This window comes from Dictyobacter alpinus (genome assembly GCF_003967575.1).
In the GTDB taxonomy this organism is placed as follows: Bacteria; Chloroflexota; Ktedonobacteria; order Ktedonobacterales; family Ktedonobacteraceae; genus Dictyobacter; species Dictyobacter alpinus.
In genome coordinates this window covers 1,812,690-1,829,800 of record NZ_BIFT01000002.1, presented here as the reverse complement: position 1 = coordinate 1,829,800, position 17,111 = coordinate 1,812,690, and the positions used below count along the sequence as shown (strand labels likewise).

Annotated in this window: 13 protein-coding genes; 7 read left to right on the top strand and 6 right to left on the bottom strand. The window is 47.0% G+C overall.

Annotated elements, in window-relative coordinates:
* Positions 1–238 precede the first annotated feature (238 nt).
* Positions 239–1,108, bottom strand: coding sequence for a DUF6585 family protein (locus EL633_RS29915; RefSeq protein ID WP_126630884.1), 870 nt, complete (start codon positions 1,106–1,108; stop codon positions 239–241).
* A gap of 154 nt (positions 1,109–1,262) precedes the next feature.
* Entirely contained in the window at positions 1,263–2,564 is a 1,302-nt protein-coding gene (locus EL633_RS29910; RefSeq protein ID WP_126630883.1) for an NCS2 family permease, read from the bottom strand.
* Positions 2,565–3,649: 1,085 nt separating this feature from the next.
* Between EL633_RS29910 and EL633_RS29905 the strand changes: the two genes are divergently transcribed.
* The 4 genes from EL633_RS29905 (at position 3,650) to ybiA (ending at position 8,277) form a co-directional block, all read left to right on the top strand.
* A complete protein-coding gene (locus EL633_RS29905) occupies positions 3,650–4,234 on the top strand; it encodes a hypothetical protein (protein WP_126630882.1) in 585 nt (194 codons plus the stop codon).
* A complete protein-coding gene (locus EL633_RS29900) occupies positions 4,235–6,559 on the top strand; it encodes a peptidase domain-containing ABC transporter (protein ID WP_218027614.1) in 2,325 nt (774 codons plus the stop codon). It abuts the gene before it with no gap.
* Between the two features lie 187 nt (positions 6,560–6,746).
* Positions 6,747–7,784 carry a DUF4097 family beta strand repeat-containing protein gene (locus EL633_RS29895; protein ID WP_126630881.1) on the top strand — a complete coding sequence of 346 codons (1,038 nt, stop codon included), beginning with the start codon at positions 6,747–6,749 and terminating at the stop codon, positions 7,782–7,784.
* A 40-nt stretch (positions 7,785–7,824) separates the two neighbouring features.
* On the top strand, positions 7,825–8,277 hold the full coding sequence (gene ybiA, locus EL633_RS29890) for a riboflavin biosynthesis intermediates N-glycosidase (protein ID WP_126630880.1): 453 nt from the start codon (positions 7,825–7,827) through the stop codon (positions 8,275–8,277).
* A 71-nt stretch (positions 8,278–8,348) separates the two neighbouring features.
* Here the strand turns inward: ybiA and EL633_RS37375 are convergent, their stop codons facing one another.
* The gene (locus EL633_RS37375; protein ID WP_246039293.1) at positions 8,349–11,687 is read right to left on the bottom strand and encodes an efflux RND transporter permease subunit; all 3,339 of its coding nucleotides are present in this window, start codon (positions 11,685–11,687) and stop codon (positions 8,349–8,351) included.
* Between the two features lie 135 nt (positions 11,688–11,822).
* Positions 11,823–12,470, bottom strand: coding sequence for a TetR/AcrR family transcriptional regulator (locus EL633_RS29870; protein WP_126630879.1), 648 nt, complete (start codon positions 12,468–12,470; stop codon positions 11,823–11,825).
* Positions 12,471–12,822: 352 nt separating this feature from the next.
* Between EL633_RS29870 and EL633_RS29865 the strand changes: the two genes are divergently transcribed.
* Both EL633_RS29865 and EL633_RS29860 read left to right on the top strand, forming a co-directional pair.
* Positions 12,823–13,083, top strand: coding sequence for a DUF4834 family protein (locus EL633_RS29865; protein WP_126630878.1), 261 nt, complete (start codon positions 12,823–12,825; stop codon positions 13,081–13,083).
* Positions 13,084–13,599: 516 nt separating this feature from the next.
* A complete protein-coding gene (locus EL633_RS29860) occupies positions 13,600–14,172 on the top strand; it encodes a hypothetical protein (RefSeq protein ID WP_126630877.1) in 573 nt (190 codons plus the stop codon).
* Positions 14,173–14,442: 270 nt separating this feature from the next.
* Here the strand turns inward: EL633_RS29860 and EL633_RS29855 are convergent, their stop codons facing one another.
* Both EL633_RS29855 and fgd read right to left on the bottom strand, forming a co-directional pair.
* Positions 14,443–15,522, bottom strand: a complete 1,080-nt coding sequence (locus EL633_RS29855) for a diacylglycerol/lipid kinase family protein (protein ID WP_126630876.1) — start codon at positions 15,520–15,522, stop codon at positions 14,443–14,445.
* Between the two features lie 138 nt (positions 15,523–15,660).
* Entirely contained in the window at positions 15,661–16,674 is a 1,014-nt protein-coding gene (gene fgd, locus EL633_RS29850; protein WP_126630875.1) for a glucose-6-phosphate dehydrogenase (coenzyme-F420), read from the bottom strand.
* Positions 16,675–16,904: 230 nt separating this feature from the next.
* On the opposite strand from fgd, the gene EL633_RS29845 reads away from it, so the two are divergent.
* A complete protein-coding gene (locus EL633_RS29845; protein WP_126630874.1) occupies positions 16,905–17,096 on the top strand; it encodes a hypothetical protein in 192 nt (63 codons plus the stop codon).
* Positions 17,097–17,111 lie beyond the last annotated feature (15 nt).

The following is a 17,111-nucleotide window of genomic DNA, read 5'->3' as shown; positions in this document are numbered from 1 at the left end:
ACTTATAGAGTTTTTAATACATATGAGGTTCATGCCCCACTGATCGTTTTTTCACGCCTCTGGCGCTCCAACGGTTTTACGTGTGGTGTCAAAAAGTGTTCGGAGAACACTTTTTGACACCACACGTAAAAAAAGCATGGGCCCTTCAGGGCCCGAGTGCGGCTGGCAGCACGCTCCAAGATGGGAGTAGAAAGCAAACTTACACACAAAAGCGAATGCTATTCTTGAGATCGAGATCTTAGTGCCGGACGATAGGCAGCAATTCTTTAAGAATCAGGGCATTTTCGATATCGGCAGTGAGTTCCTCGAACCAGGCATGCTCTGTTTGTGCTTTAGACGTGATTCTAGTATATGTGTCACCGACTTCAAATGTTTCAATTTCATCCCAATCGAGCGTCTCTTCGTGATCTGTATTGGCATGTACATGACTGACACCATCCTGATCGATGATCAGATCTCCAAACTCCAGCTCTTCACCGAGCCGAAAAAGTTCCAGCATACCAGGCCGGCGATAGTCTGTATAGGTGCGCTCGATGCTGTCGCATAGCTCTGTTCGCTGCAATACCTTGGGCTCAAAAGCCAGGACGACATCTTTATCCGTGATAAATGTCAGCGTATCATGGCGCACATGACGGGGATGTTTGGGATCTAGCATGCCACGTAGCAGGCTTTCAATCATGTCCCAGCGTAATGCATGGCTCTGCTGGCGGCCTTCCAAAAAAACAAAACCATCCTCAAAAATATGCACCTGCTCGCGACGGCGATAATTGTACTCACGCAGATTGCGCCACCCCTGTAAAAAACAGCCAGACAACACAACCAGACTAACAACAGCAATACCACCAATGGAGCGTAGTGTCTGAGGATCAGCGAGTGTGGTGGCGAGTGCAATCTTACGGATCGCGTCAATAAGAAAGAAGAGTCCGATTGCACTGATCAAAAACCAGACAATCGCGTTAATGAGGAGCCTTGTTCCATTGATAGTCGATTGCGTATACGATGAACGTAGCTCACCTAGCTTCAATTTAGTAGCAATATTTTGTATTTCAGTATAATAGGGCGAGGGTGATCTATTAGCAATATCCTGAGTATCTTGCTGAAATTTCACGTGCGACTGGCCTCCGTTTGTGTGCTTTGTCCTATTATAGCATCATGCCATTCAACCGTGTGAGCTATACTGGCCGCGAATGAGTGGGCTTTTCAATAGTATGAGAGGGGGGTGGGAGAAAGTTCTCCTACTCCCCTCTTATAGGTATCAAACACTAGTGCTGGAAAAATGCTAGCTGTATCAGGAAGAGCAGACCAAAGATATAGATCAGAGGGTGCACTTCGCGCCATTTGCCACGAACTACCTTCATGAGCGGATAAAAGATGAAGCCCAGTGCCAGGCCGGTTGCGATGCTTGAGGTCAGAGGCATCGTCAGAATAACCAGGAAGGCCGGGAACGCTTCGTCAAACTCATCCCAAACGATATGCCGGACATTGCTGATCATCAATGAGCCTACGATGATCAGGGCAGGACCTGTGATGGCCTCGACGCCAGAGATAGCGCTGATAATTGGCGTGAAGAAGGCTGCGATGGCGAAAAGGATTGCCACCACCAATGCGGTGAGACCAGTACGCCCACCTGCTGAAATGCCTGCGGCTGATTCTAGATAGGCTGAGGTCGGACTGGTTCCAAAGATTGAACCAACCAGTGTGGCGGCTGAGTCAGCGAACAGGGCGCGCTCAGCACGAGGTAATTTTTCGCCTTCCATCAAGCCCGCTTGTTTGCCCAGACCGAGAATGGTGCCTGTGGTGTCGAATAGTGTTACCAGCAAAAAGGAGAAGACGGCGCCATACAATCCATAGTGGATGATGTCGCTGACCGCGGTGATCGGATTATAGGCCACAAGCCCTGCTGGTAGGGTGGGAAGTGAAACGATGCCTTTATCGAAATGGATCTGGCCGGTGAAGTAAGCAATGATTCCGGTGATCAACATGCCAATAAACAGTGCGCCCCGCACATTCAGGACCATAAAGATCAGGGTTATCACCAGACCGATGATGGCCAGAAATACTGGTAGCGAATGCAGGTCACCCAGCGTCACGATTGTGCTTGGATCTGCCTTGACCAGTCCGGTTAAGCGCAGACCGATAAAAGCGATAAAGAGTCCAATACCCGCACCAATAGCGTGCTTTAAATTATTGGGGATAATCTCAATGAGCTTTGAGCGCAGTGGTGTGAGCGATAAAATCACAAAAAGGATAGCTGAGATAAAAACGGCCGAGAATGCGACATGGTAATCCATGCCTTTGTGGGTCAGGGCCAGTGAATAGGTGAAGTATGCATTCAAACCCATTCCCGGTGCAATCGCGATTGGATAGTTGGCAAAGAATGCCATTAATAAGGTACCGGCCAGGGTGGCGATAATGGTGGCGGTAAACGCCTGTTCAAATGGAACGCCGCCCTGAGAAAGAACCAGTGGGTTGACGACCATCACATAGGCCATTGTCAGGAAGGTCGTAATACCCGCAATGACTTCTGTCCTGATTATAGGTTGAGTGCCTTTTACGTTGAACATGTAGATTCCCTTGTGCATGAGTTGGTTGGCGCTATAGCGTCGTGCAGAACCTTGCGTTATTCTATGCGAGAGACTGATAATGCAGAGGGAGCCGTCTTTGCCACCACATAACCGCTTCTTCGGTCCATGAAGATTTGAATATTCCTGCTGTCTCAAACGAAGGAATGATGAATAAGTGTTCTGAAATTATAGAGAGATAATCTTCTTGATCTACGCGTCGAACATGCTCATTGCTAGATTATTATTTAATAATAAACCCAGCAAGCTGATGTTCGGCAGATGCGTGTTACAAGCAAGATATGCTCTAAAGAAAATTTTTGTGAGGAATGAGTAGATATCAATTCCACTGAATGTTTTTTCATTGCTAACGCTAAAGCCAGACTAATCCCTAAAAGATAGTACTATAAAGATGTCGAATCACAGTGATATGGTAGCTTGAATCTGTGCCATTTGTCAAGAATAGCCTTGTTATCTATTATAGATCTTTGAATTATTACTATTATTTTATATTTTAATCTCGTTGAATATTTTTTATGTTGCTATGCTGAGTAAGAAGCATTGATCCATGTTTTTTAATGTGTAAAAACATGTCCCTCTCGCCTGCGGCAGATAAGATAGTGTTTGTTTCCCACTCTCATAGTGGAGCGTGCAGCCAGCCGCACGCGGGCCCTGAAGGGCCCACCCTTCTTTTACGTGTGGTGTCAAATGTTGCGCGATGCGCAACATTTGACACCACACGTAAAACCGTTGGAGCGCCACAGGCGCGAAAAACAATGATCAGGGGAGCATGGATTTCATGCAAAACAAACACTAGCTTAGCTCGACTTTCGTACAAAGTCGAGAAATGAGCTCGTAAAATGAGACAATCCAGGACCTTTCTCAGCTCAAAGAGCGAAAGATGTACAAAGTCGAGCTTAGAAGCAGAAGAGAGCTTGAATTTATTTATTTGATTGTTTGGGGTGCTTTTTGTGTATAAAATAATTATAAGTAGATGTTGAGCTTGACTGGAAATCGTCGATAGAGTACTACTAAGCGTACCGGGATTATGACTGTTGTGAAAATATGTATGAGATTTAAAAAAAGCTATGGTACCCGAAAAAAGACGTCCGCTGTTTCGCGAACATGCTTTACAACAATATATGCAGAGGCGCGAAAATGATATTTTGCCGCGAATTGTTTCTCCGCCTGTTTTTCTTTTTAGCTGGTTGCTATTTGCTTTAGTAATCGGTAGTGGAGTTGTCGCCTGGCTGACGCGGGTGCCGATCTATGTGAATAGCGCGGGTGTCGCCGTTTCAAATGAATATAGTATCAATGCCAGGCAAAGTGAAGTTAATGTACTGGTCTTTGTGCCTGTGAATACCAGTAATGCTGTACGAAGTGGGGCGCATGGGATCACACAGTTTGCCTCTTCGAGCCAGTCTTTTGAGGGCACAATTACCCATCTGGATTCAATAGTATTGAGTCCCGGGACTATCCAACGCCAATATCAGCTGAGCTGTAGCACGGCCCAACAGATACGTGTACCTTCGGTCGCAGTCTCTATGTATGTAGTGATCCCAGCTGGCATGCATATCTATAGTGGAATGCCACTACAGACACGTATTCAAACTGGTACCCAGCGGGTGCTGGCATTAATCCCCATTCTGGGTGGATGGATTGGAGGCCCCTGAATGCAACGCATGATCCGACCCGATGATCCTTCTCAGGAGCCGCCAAAGAAGGTTGATTCTACTACCCATAAAGAGCATTCAGGCGCTGCTGAAGTACCACCTGCTCCACAGACACTGCCCACAATTCTTGTAGCTGGTCTGCAAATGCTATGGGGGCGTCTGCATTTTACTCGGCATAAGCGTGTTCCTATCGTTCTGCAAATGAATGCTGTAGAGTGTGGCGTTGCCTGTCTGGCTATGATATTAAGCTATTATGGACGTAAGACGAGTATTGCCGAGATCCGCAATCGTTACAATGTGGGGCGTGATGGCCTTTCAGCACGCAGTATTGCTCAAGCTTCCCGTGATTATGGCTTGCGGGTACGCGCGATCTCGCTGCAACGGAACGATTTTCGCTTTGTAAGTTTACCCGCGATTGTGCATTGGGAGTTTAACCATTTTATTGTGGTTGAGCATTGGACTCCACAATATGTGGATGTGGTTGATCCGGCCGTTGGTCGTAAGCGCTTAACGGCAGAGCAGTTCAATGATGGTTTTACTGGTATTGTAATGATATTGGAGCCGGGGAACAATTTTTCACGAGTGGCTGCGCCGCGCACGTTGACCTTGAAAAGCTATGCTCGCCAGTATATCCGCCGGGCCCCGATGATTTTTGTGCAGATATTACTGGCCTCGATCTTTTTGCAGGTCTTTGGTTTGGCCGTCCCTTTACTGACCAAGGTGATCGTTGATCAGATCCTGCCGCTCCACCTGACTGCCATTATGCCCATTCTTGCCGTTGGTATGCTTGTCCTGATTGTTGGTGAAGGTTTAATCTTGCTTCTGCGCTCTCTCCTGGTCATCTATCTTCAGAATCGCATTGATACCCAGATATTACCTGACTTCTTTGAGCATTTACTGCACCTGCCGCTACGCTTCTTTCAGCAGCGTTCGAGTGGAGATATACTCACACGTATATCTAGCAATACAATTGTGCGCCAGATGATCAGTACACAATTAGTCTCAAGTCTGCTGGATGGTGGGCTGGTAATCGTTTATATGTTTATCCTCTTCTGGCAATCCTGGTCCTTTGGCGTCCTGGTCCTGGCGATCGGTTTTTTGCAGATTCTCCTGATGTTATTCTCCAATAAAACCAACCATCTCCTCTCTAAACAAGAGCTAGAGGCAGGTGGTAAAGCTCAGGGCTATGTGACCGAATTGCTGACCAGCATTGAAACTGTAAAATCCGCTGGCTATGAGCAGCAGGCGTTCCAACAATGGGCTAATTATTTTTACAATCAATTGAATATTTCAAATCGACGCAATACCTTTATGTCGATAATTAATACTGGCATGACTGTATTAGATATTATTGCTCCACTCTTCTTACTCTGGTTAGGAGCGGTGCAGGTTTTAAATGGCAGCATGGAATTAGGAACCATGCTCGCGTTGAATGCTCTGGCAGCCACCTTTCTCGCGCCATTAACGCTGCTGATGAATAGTGCCATCCAGCTACAAGTAGTCCAGTCACATATCGATCGCATCGGGGATGTGTATCAGGCTGGAATAGAGCAGGATATCCAAACAGTCCAGCCGCCACCGCAACTTACCGGTCGCATCGTATTGAAGCATATCAGTTTTCAGTATAATCCACAGCTCCCCAATGTTTTGACCGATCTCTCGCTGGTGATTGATCCTGGTCAGAAAGTTGCCATTGTTGGTCAGACAGGATCAGGTAAGAGCACGCTTGGTAAGTTGTTGTTGGGATTGTATGAGCCGACAAGTGGCGAGATTTTGTATAATGATCTGCCATTGCAACAATTAAATTATCAGGCAGTTCGTGAGCAGATGGGTGTGGTTATTCAAGAAGCAGGCATCTTTAGTGGTTCGATTCGTCAAAATATCGCTTTTGCCCATCCTGATGTGAATATGGAAGAGATTATTTATGCCTCTCAGATGGCCTGTTTACATGAAGAAATTGCTGCCATGCCGATGCGTTACGAAACCTTTGTCGCAGAAGGTGGGAATGCCCTCTCAGGCGGACAGCGCCAGCGTCTCGCCCTGGCACGAGCTCTCGTTCACCACCCCCGCATCCTCTTGCTCGATGAAGCTACCAGCTCGCTTGATGTCGTCACAGAGCAGCGTGTCCAGGAAAATCTGTCACAACTCTCCTGTACCCAGATTATCATTGCCCATCGCCTCAGTACCGTGCGCCACGCCGATGTCATCCTGGTCCTCGATAAAGGACGCATCGTAGAATGTGGTAATCACCACGACCTCCTGGACCTTAATGGCTATTATGCTTACCTCGTTCGCAACCAGCTTGAACAAAATCGATCCATTTAAAATGCACTGAAGTCGCCCAACTGTTTAAATTACCTCAACCGTTTGATTTTGACTTGATGATTACGTTCAATAAAAAGAACATCTATCTCAAGCTATGCGTTTTTATCCGTAATATTGTTGTGTTATTATAATGTACAGCATGTATTGCAAGTGTAAAATGTCTTTATCATTTTTAAAGGTGCCGATCATGAGTGAGCAAGAATCGATGCTTTATCCTTCTGAAGAACAATCGAAACAGGTAGTAGTAGAAGAAACGTATGAGCCGCGTGCATTAAATGCTGATCCACGCGAACAGAGTTCATCTGAGCAAGCGTGGCAGGAGCCGCTTGTCTCTGCATCTGATCCATTTGAGCAGAGCTATGAAGGTGGATATGCTGGTAGCGCGCAGACTATGGGCGAGAAATTGCGTCCTGAACAAGCTAACAAAAATGAGAAATGGATCTATCTGATCGTGGGTATCTGCATTGGTGTGCTCTTTGCATCCTCTTTTGCCACCAGTGAAGGAGCATTGTCACCACTCATCATTGTCGCCATTGCAGGTGTACTTTTCTGGCTTTTTACCGGCAAAAAACGCGTCATTGAAGAGCCAGTACGTTCATTTTCTGTGCAAGACATGGCTAGCCTGGTTGTGCATAATCCGCTTGGAAGCGTCAATATTCACCGTGGTGAGGCGCACAATATAGTGGTCAGAGCTACCAGACGAACCCAGGGACGTTTTTCCAGGGCCGAAGATCTTAGCCTGGTCTATATTCAGGAGGGAGATCGCGTGACCGTTAATGCGGTCCATAAGCAACCGAGTGGTAGTAGCGCTACGCTCGGAAATGTAGATCTGGATATTCTGGTTCCGGCTAATTGTGATCTTGAGACGCATCAAAATGTAGGTTCAATGTTACTCGATGGTATTGATGGGCAGTTGCGCATCAAGCAAAATATTGGCTCCATTTATGCTCGCAACCTGTTCCTGCGCAAAAAGTCCAGCATCGCTTCCAACATTGGCTCCGTTAAAATCGCCGCCCAGCTTGATCCCGCTGGCGTCTACGATTATAAAACGAATATTGGTAGTGTAGAGCTCCTGCTGCCTGCCACAACGAATTTTGAAGTACAGACCGCAACCACTATTGGTTCCTTTGATAATCAATTTGGCAGTAACGTTATTGGCAATGCTCCACGCGCCCACGTACGCATGCATGCAAATATTGGTTCGGTCGAAATAAAGAAAAACTAATTTATCCATCTATACTCATTAGAAAGGTAGATATTCAGCTATGGCTATTTACTTTTATAGTACACGTGAAGAGCCGTATGGTTGCTTTTCCAATTTCTCCAGTCATGGTTTTAAAGTGGATGGAAAATGGTGGCCAACCAGTGAACACTATTTCCAGGCACAAAAGTTTGCTGGTACCGAACATGAGCTTGTTATCCTCAAGGCACAGACGCCCAAAATGGCGGCGGAGTTTGGACGTGACCGGAGGCGACCTCTGCGCTCAGATTGGGAAGAAGTCAAAGATGAGATCATGTTACAGGCTGTTCTGCATAAATTTAAAACCCATATAGCCCTGAAGGAACTGTTGCTGGCGACCGGCGATGAAGAGATTATTGAGGATGCTCCTGGTGATTACTACTGGGGTATCGGTCGGGATGGTAGCGGCAGGAATCAACTCGGGATCACATTGATGCAGGTACGTTCGCTGTTACGTCAATCAGACACGGATAAATAAACCTTCAACACATAAAGCAGGCAGGTAGATCATTATGACCTGCCTGCCTGCTTTGTGGCTGGATTACTCCATTAGAGCGCTGGAGCTGGAGCCGGGTCTTCTGTTGTTTGTGGTTCATCGATTGTTTGTACAGGCTTTGAACCTGAACGTCCACGAATACTTTCGACGATCACATACAGTGTTGGGACCAGCAAGAGCGTCAGGATAGTAGAGGTGGTAAGACCACCAATTACGACGATTGCCAGCGGCTGTGAGATGAAGCCACCTGAGCCACCAAAGCCCAGGGCCAACGGCATCAGGGCCAGAATCGTAGCAATGGCCGTCATCAGAATTGGGCGTAAGCGATGGCGTCCGCCCTCAACGACCGCTTCCTGCGCATTCATTCCTTGCTCACGATATTGCCGTACCAGGTCAAGGAGCACGATGGCATTGGTGACGACGATACCTACGAGCATCAAGAAACCAATCAAGGCCGCAGCACCTAATGGCGTTTTGGTGATCAGTAGCAGGACAAATGAGCCGGTAGCTGCAAATGGAATAGAGATCAACAGGATTAATGGTTGCAACAGACTACGGAAGGTAGCAACCATAATACAGTAGACCAGCATGATGGCTACAGCCATTGCTAGCAGCAAGTTTCTAAAGGTATCTGACTGCTGTGAGGTTACACCACCCAGTGAATAAGTGGCTCCATTTGGCAGTGTAAGCTTCGAGAGACGCTGTTGAACATTGCTGCTCACAGCTCCAACGTTGGTGTCGGTAATCGTAGCATTGATTGACGCTGTTCGCGTACCATCGATATGGGTAATCTTGGTTGGACCATTTACGCTCTGGACGGTTGCCATATCACCAAGTTTGGCGCTACCAGTGAGGGTAGGAATGTTCAGATCACGAATCTTCTCGACGGTTGTAGCTGGAGTGCCAACGTAGATATTAACATCGCGCTGCGTTCCGTCCATCGTGATCTTGGTAACAGCAGCCGTACCACTGTAGATTGAGCGCATATTCTGAGCCACCTGGGCCGCCGTCATACCATACTTCGCGGCTTTTTGGGGATCCACATTCACCTCAATCTGAGGTACCGCGTCCGCGAGGTTACTGGCGACATCGGTCAGGCCAGAGATTTTGGATACTTCATCTTTTACCTGTTGAGCAGCATCATGCAGCGTCTTATCATCGGATGCTTTCACATCCACCTCTAAGTTAGAGCTGCTGAAGCCACCGCCGCCAGATGAGAGGGTCAACGTGGCTACACTTTTCAGGTCAGCCAGCTTGTTGCGCAAATTCTTTTCAAAGGCAGCCTGGTCAGCATTGTCATCCGCGACCAGTGAGAAGGTAGCTGTATTGGTACCACCGCCGCCGGTGAAGCTAGCAAAAAGGCCACCTGAGCCCACAATCGTCTGGGATGTTTTGAGGTGTGGCAGATTCTTTAACGAATCCTCCACCTTTTTAGCGGCTGCATCCGTTGTATCCAGGCTGGTAGCAGGCGGTAATGCCATTGAGACCGAATAGGTGTTTTGTCCCGAAGAACCAAACAGATTGGTTTGTAGCCGTGTCGTCAGTCCCAGGGTAATTACCAGGATAACCAGGGCGATAACCAGGGTCACGGCCCGCTTCCAGGCACGTCCGGTAACCCAACGTACCAGTACTGTGTAGCCGCGCTCCAGGAAGGAGACTTTCTCGGTTTTGATTTCTTTACCAGGTTTAGGCGCCTTCAGGAACCAGTAGGCCAGAACCGGGATAATCGTCAAGGCAACAAACAGTGAGGCCAATAGCGCAACGGTAACGGCGACCGAGAACGAGCGGAATAGCTCGCCAACAATGCCTCCCGTAAACGCGATCGGCAAAAAGACGGCAACGGTTGTCAGGGTTGAAGCCGTGACCGCACCCGAAACTTCGCGTACCGCCAGCGGAATGGCTTTATCTTTACTCTCACCCTGTTGTAGATGCCGATAGATGTTTTCCAGTACAACGATCGAGTCATCCACCACACGTCCAATGGCGATCGTCAAACCGCCCAGGGTCAGAATATTCAACGTGTAGTTGCCGAGATAGATACCGATCAAGGCAATCACGATCGAGAGTGGAATCGAGATAGCTGTAACCAGCGTTGAACGAATTGAGAGCAGGAAGATCAGGATCACAATGATGGCGAATGCCGCACCAATCAGACCTTCACGGGTCAGATCCTGAATTGACTTGGAGATCGAAGGGGCCTGATCCGAAATGACTGAGATGTTGGCATTATGTCCCAGCTTGTTTTTGAGATCTGAGATCTGATCGTGTACCGCATTTGAGATGGACACGGTATTGCCATTTGAAGTTTTAACAACCGACAGTCCCAGGCTGGGTTTGCCATTGGTTCGTGTCAATGAGGTCGAAGGAGCCAGTACCTCTTCAACTTTGGCAACATCTTTTAGTTTGACTGGCGTGGGAGCTGCGGTAGGTATGGCCGCACCTGCTCCAGCGCTAGCGCTACCAGCACCAGGGAAACTGCCTGTGCTACCAGTCGACCCAGCACCACCGGCACCCGGAAAGCTGCCAGCGCCGCCAGCGCCAGGAGTACTACCCGCACCGCCAGCTGCTCCAGCGCCACCAGCGCCAGGAGTAGTACCCGCACCGCCAGTTGCTCCAGCGCCACCAGCACCAGGAGTACTGGCCGCAGCACTTTTTGAGCCAACGATCAAATTATTAAGATCATCCAGTGATTTTAGTGTGTTGCCCACTTTGATGGGGACAGTTTTGCCATCGGCCGTGACATCACCAGCTGGTATCGAGAGGTTATTAGCCAGTAAAGCCTGTTGGACCTGGCTGGAACTGATACCGCTGCTCTTTAGTTTGGCAGGATCCAGTGTGATATTGACGATCTGGTTGCGCACGCCAGTTACATTGACAGTTCCAACACCATCGATGCGCTCCAGACTTGGCACAACCTCTTGCTTCAACTGAGTGGCAAGCGTCTGAGCATCCGCATCAGATGTGACTGCCAATTGAATAATAGGTAGATCGCCGATGCTGAAAGATTGAACCTGTGGAGTGACATTGCTTGGTAGACTCGATTGAGCCTGTGAGATACGCTGCGACAGGGTCTGACGAGCTTTATCCAGATCGGTTCCATAATCAAATGAAACGGAAATGAGGGAACTTCCTTCATTTGAAGAAGAGGTCAACGTCTGGACGCCCGCTATACCCTGGAAATTTTGCTCAAGCGGATTCGTGACATCGGTCTCCACAATTGAGGGTGAGGCACCCTGATAGACGGTAACTACCGACACTGTGGGAAACGAGATAGAAGGAAATAGCTCCTGCTTGATTGATGGAATTGTAATGCCACCAAAGATCAGAATCGCAATAGTGATCAGGGCGACGATACTTTTATTCGCAAGGCTAATCCTTGATAAAAAGGACATACCACGTGCTCCTTCCGGACAATTATAAAATCAAAAAATCCCTAAATAGATCCACTTATTAAACGTTTATTAAGTTAATACTATAAGGATGTGTACAACAGGGCAACAGGGTAGTATATACAGAAAGTCAAAATCTCATTCTGGCTTTCTAGTAATCCCATCTAATAAACAACTTACGATCGTCTCAGCGGTCGTGCTGACCGTTTCAGTTATGCTCGTTTCCTCTTCAGGCTGGAAGTGTCGTTTGAACTGTGTTCCCAGCATGATTCCTTCGAACATAGCCATATATGTCGTAGCAGGTATTTCCGATCTCAACTCACCACTATCTATACCTTGTTGAAAGATATCTTGTAGGTATTGTCGATGTTTCCGATTTTGTCGAAACAACTCGCCTTTATGAGGTTTATCGCGGCAAAATTCTTCAACATCTCGCATCAATGCAAAGAAGTTGCTGAAGCGGCGTGATAAAAATGCCTCGGCCACACCAATCAACTTGGCACGGGTTCCATCAACTTGAGAAACGGCTTCCATGGTTTGTTTAGCCCAGGTATCCATCGATTGTTTAACCATACTCATGAAAAGCTCTTGCTTGCCATGTGGAAAGTAGTAATAGAGCGCTGCGGCTGTCACCTGAACTTCATCAGCGATATCCTTCATGGATACACCCTTGAAGCCTTTGTCAAGGAAGAGTCGTTCCGCGACCCCCAGAATACGACGCTGAGTTTCTGGATCTCGTTCGGCCTGGCGCTTATCTATGTGAGCGCTTTCCTCATCAAAAATCATGTGTTATTTACCTGAGACTATGAAATTTACTTAATGAACATTAAATAAGTACAGTCAAACTATACTTTTTGCTACGAAAAATGTCAAGGATCTCAGTTGCGAGTACCAGCGTTCTTATTGACAAAAAGATTAGTATAAGAGACATGTATATTGAATTGCTGCTGTTGATCTTTTGTGTGTAGGACGTGATGGCTGCAGGGGTGATGCGTGAATCTCGCACATTTGATAATCGTATTAGCAGTACGTCTATCAAAGAATAGTAGTATAAAAAGCATCCACAAGAATCTGTGCGTGAGTGTGAATGCCATTTGGTTTTGCTCCAACTATTTATTCAAGGAGGAAGTAGTTGTTTATGAATAACTGGATTTTATTGCTTGGTGGTTTTCTCGCCTTGCTACTCATTATTGTCGTTCTCAATGTCATCTATGCCCTCTTTGGTGAAGGTAAGCGAAAAAACCAAAGTCGTAATCGTAAACGTAGCCGTAATTATCAGCCTAATCGCAAAACGCGCGATAATGATAATGCTCGCGATAGGGACCGTGACCGCGATCGTGATCGGGATGATGACCGTGAACGTGAACATCGGCGTGTCAGTGCAGCGTCTCGCCGTTAAGCTCTTGCTCCGCCATAAAATAGCCCACTGAAAGTTTTGTTAGAAGCTCTCATTGGGCATACAGCAATAAAAGCCGATCATGAGCCAGAGCAGGCGTACAGAGGGCAATCGGCCCTCTGATCCTGCCCGAGCCGCTATTATCTCCTCATATTCTGATGAGCAGTAGGTAAGCAAGAAAGTACTTTTATCCTAACTCTTAACCTCAAATCCTCTTTTTCCTTGAGTTGAGTGCATACATCCCGTATAATAAGAAAAACAAATCTTAATCCGGCGTAGAATAGCAATATTAAAAATATGCATCCAATGTATTAGTGTGCTCTGTTGTATTCTGAGAAGTGGTTGAGCTTCCACTATGAAATGTAAGTCTATTGTGAAGCGCACCTTTGATTGTTGAATTTATACATGCAACTAAGCGTATTGTAAATCTTTGTTGGATTTGAGCTGTTTTTTTTGTTGGATTGTCCTGTTTTAAGATGGTACACAGTGGCCTGTTTTTGTTATGTGGGGGGAGGATTTGTGGATATCTTTATGCGACAACCAAACGACGTGACAGATATTGATACCGTCTACCTACCTGTTGCAGGTAAATCAATGCATGACACTTTTGAACGAGAAACCGAAGTTGTTCCAGTTCTCTTTCAACCTCCTAGAGATACTCTGCAGGAAATTTTTACGACCCCAATTCCTGAAGTGATGGCGACGTCACCCACCAGTTTAGAGCGTTCATCTTACACTTTAAAACACCAACGGGATAGCTATGCGCAATCTATTGCGCTAGATATCGTGGTTGATAAAGTATATTCCTATGCTATACAAACCATATGTCCAACCAGAAATGTGCGGGATACGTTGATTACTATTGAATATCTGTGTGACCTCTTTCTGGCACGGCGCAAAGCACTACCCTTAGAAATATCCTTGCATTGGTTGGCGTGCCTGGAAATGCTGGCATCTGGACATAGCTGTTTTTCTTATACATTTTCCGACCAGAGAAAAGCCTCATCTTATCTGGCCGGGGATGTTGTGGAGATTCCTTTTTTCGCTCGTCCTATGGAAAACGAAAATATGATTATTGTAAGGGGAGGGTAATTTGGTGGAATCGTTGCCAATACACACATTCAATACCTTCCTGCGGTATATATGCGGAGCAGGTATCTGTGTGCTTATATTTGCCAGTTTTTGCTCGCTTGGATTATATATCGTACGGCGCCAGGTGCGTTATCGACAAAAAATGCAGTATTATCGCGCCCTTGGTGAATCACTTTTACATTTTCAACATGTTTCAGCGAGCGAGCGCCAGACCTGAACGCGTTTAGCGATTTTTGCTTGCCAGACAAATAGGGGTATGAGAAGAGTACACTAAGCTGGAACAATAATCTTTAAGCGTTCATTTGCCACGTGTGCATGCATGGGTGTTACGCCACGGACCTCACCATCCAGGGTAACATCGGTGCGCTTGTCTTTTGCGTAAATGATAATGCCCTGGGCTTGTACATGGTGGATACCTGCAATATTGGTTCGCTCGGCAGCCAGAAGTTCTGGAAACTGTGCATACCATCTTTCCGGATTGGCTTTCTGCGCGTTCCTGCGTCCAAAAAAGCGCAGGATTTTGAAAATAAGATGTTCCAACCGGTTATCCTCGATAACCACAATATCGAGCAGACGGTCATTCAGGTCCACTCCCGGAACAGTCGCTTCCAAGGCTCCCCAGAAAACAGGGGAGTTGACAATCGCGACCTGGGCAATCTTACTATGGATTGTAATGGGTTTGTCTAGAACCTTTGGCTTGCCTATTGGTTTGCCATTAACTTCGTGCTCATAGAGCGCCAATCCTTCAAAGCGCAACTCGACATCGATAGGCGTGTAACTTTGTAGTGCTCTGGCAACTGCGGCCGCATAGGTCAGATTCCCAAATTTTTTACGCATCTTCTTATCTGTTGCAAACTTGGCAAACTTTACGTTCAAGCCAATGGTCAGGGCGTGGACAAAATAACTATGCGGATGGTCTGCATTAGTAGGATTGCTATCCGCAAGATGATGGGGTTCCTGCTCGGCTGGCTCTGCAATCCCAATATCCATACTCATGGCTTTGCCGCTGGCAATGACTGCCACCGCTTTTGGAATATCCATAGGAATACCAACGGTGCGGGCAACATCATTAGCTGTGCCGAGTGGCAAAATACCCATCGGTAAGGAACTGGAGACGATATGCGAGGTCACACCACCAATCAGGCCATCACCGCCCGCCGCAACTACCAGATCAATACCGCGCTCTTGCCAGCATCGACCCTGTGGTGGCAATTTATCAAGGGCACTAATGGGAAATGTTTCAACAATTTCTAGGCCTGCCGTGCGCAGTCCATTGGTCGCTTCCGCCAGGCGGCTAGATTTTCCTGAAGCTGGACTGTGAATAACAATCGCCTTTTGTGGTATTGGCACTTTATCAAAAAATCTCCTTGCTGTTCTCTTGTTCTATATAACGCAAGTGTAGCCTGCATATCAAACGTAAAGAGACGCATCCAGATCCCTTATTATAGATCATGGACGCGTCCCTTTGCCGGTTAGCGCAGAATATATTTAGCCCCAGCGGCTACGCAGGCGTGGCAAGATTTCCTTTGAATAGAGTTGCAGGAAGCGAGACTGATCATCGCCTGGATAATGGAAAATCAGATGGGTGAAACCAAGCTCGATGTATGGACGGATCTGCTCGATATGCTCCTCTGGATCAGATGAGACGAGCCAACGGCGGTGAGCCTGATCGGCCACATCTTCGGCCCTGCGCTCCATTTCACGGGCATCATGGATGTTAACTTTGTCCTCGGCTGGTAGTGCGAGTGCTGACCAGATGCGCGTATCGGCCAGAGCGTGTTCACGATTCGTATCAAAGGCGACTTTGATTTCGATGGTGCGCTCAATATCATCTGGATTTTTATTGGCCGCTTTGGCTCCCTCTTCTACCGCTGGCAACAACTTGTCGCGATAGAGTTCATCGCCTTTGCCAGAGGTACAGATAAAGCCATCACCAGCACGACCAGCAAACTTGGCAGCAACTGGTCCACCTGCTCCAATATAAATGGGGACAGGTTTTTTGGGCTTATCATAAATGGTGGCATTCTTGGTCTTATAATATTGGCCGTCGAAATTGACCAGATCTTCAGTCCAGAGTTGCTTGATCAAGGCCACCGATTCGCGCAAGCGCGCCAGGCGTTCTTTAGGCTCTGGGAAGTCTGCGGCAGTGACCGCTACCTCATTAAGTGATTCACCGGAACCAATGCCGAGAATCACTCGATCAGGATAGAGGACACCGAGCGTGCCAAAGGCCTGAGCGATAATGGCAGGCTGGTAGCGGAACGTGGGTGTCAATACACTGGTACCGAGCTCGACACGTTTCGTGCGCTCTCCAGCTGCTCCTAACCATACCAATGCCTGCGGTGCGTGACCATTGGTATGCCGCCATGGCTGAAAATGGTCACTGATCCAGACACTATCAAAACCAGCATTCTCAGCCTCAACCGTATAGTCCAGCAATTCACGTGGACCAAACTGTTCCGCCGATGCTTTATATCCAAGTTTTAAGGGATGCTTTCCCATGGTATAAATTCCTCTCTACTACACGAGCACTATGAGGAAGATTTTTGTTACACACTATCTCCCTCTTAAGCTACGAAGGCATAGATATGTAGCGTTTCAAAAATCCTTGTTCTTGAAGCATACCACCTGGAGAAAAATGTCTCAAATCTCACGCTCTGGTGTTCTTAAGTTGAAATGCCCCTTGCTTTCGTTTGATAGCTGAACACTCTCGAATATGCAGACTCCAACCTATGAAAAAAGAGATTATGTATATTTACTCTCTTCTTTCTATATATGGCAAACGATTGAAAGATTCTTTCGCATTTTTGGATACTTATTATACTGTAATTAATAGTGGAAAGGTATTTAACGCTATTGCAGATCAGCAGAAGCAAAATTCTGGTGATTTGCAAGCAGGCATTGAAGTATCTTTTCAGTTGTAGCTGGAGATATGGAGA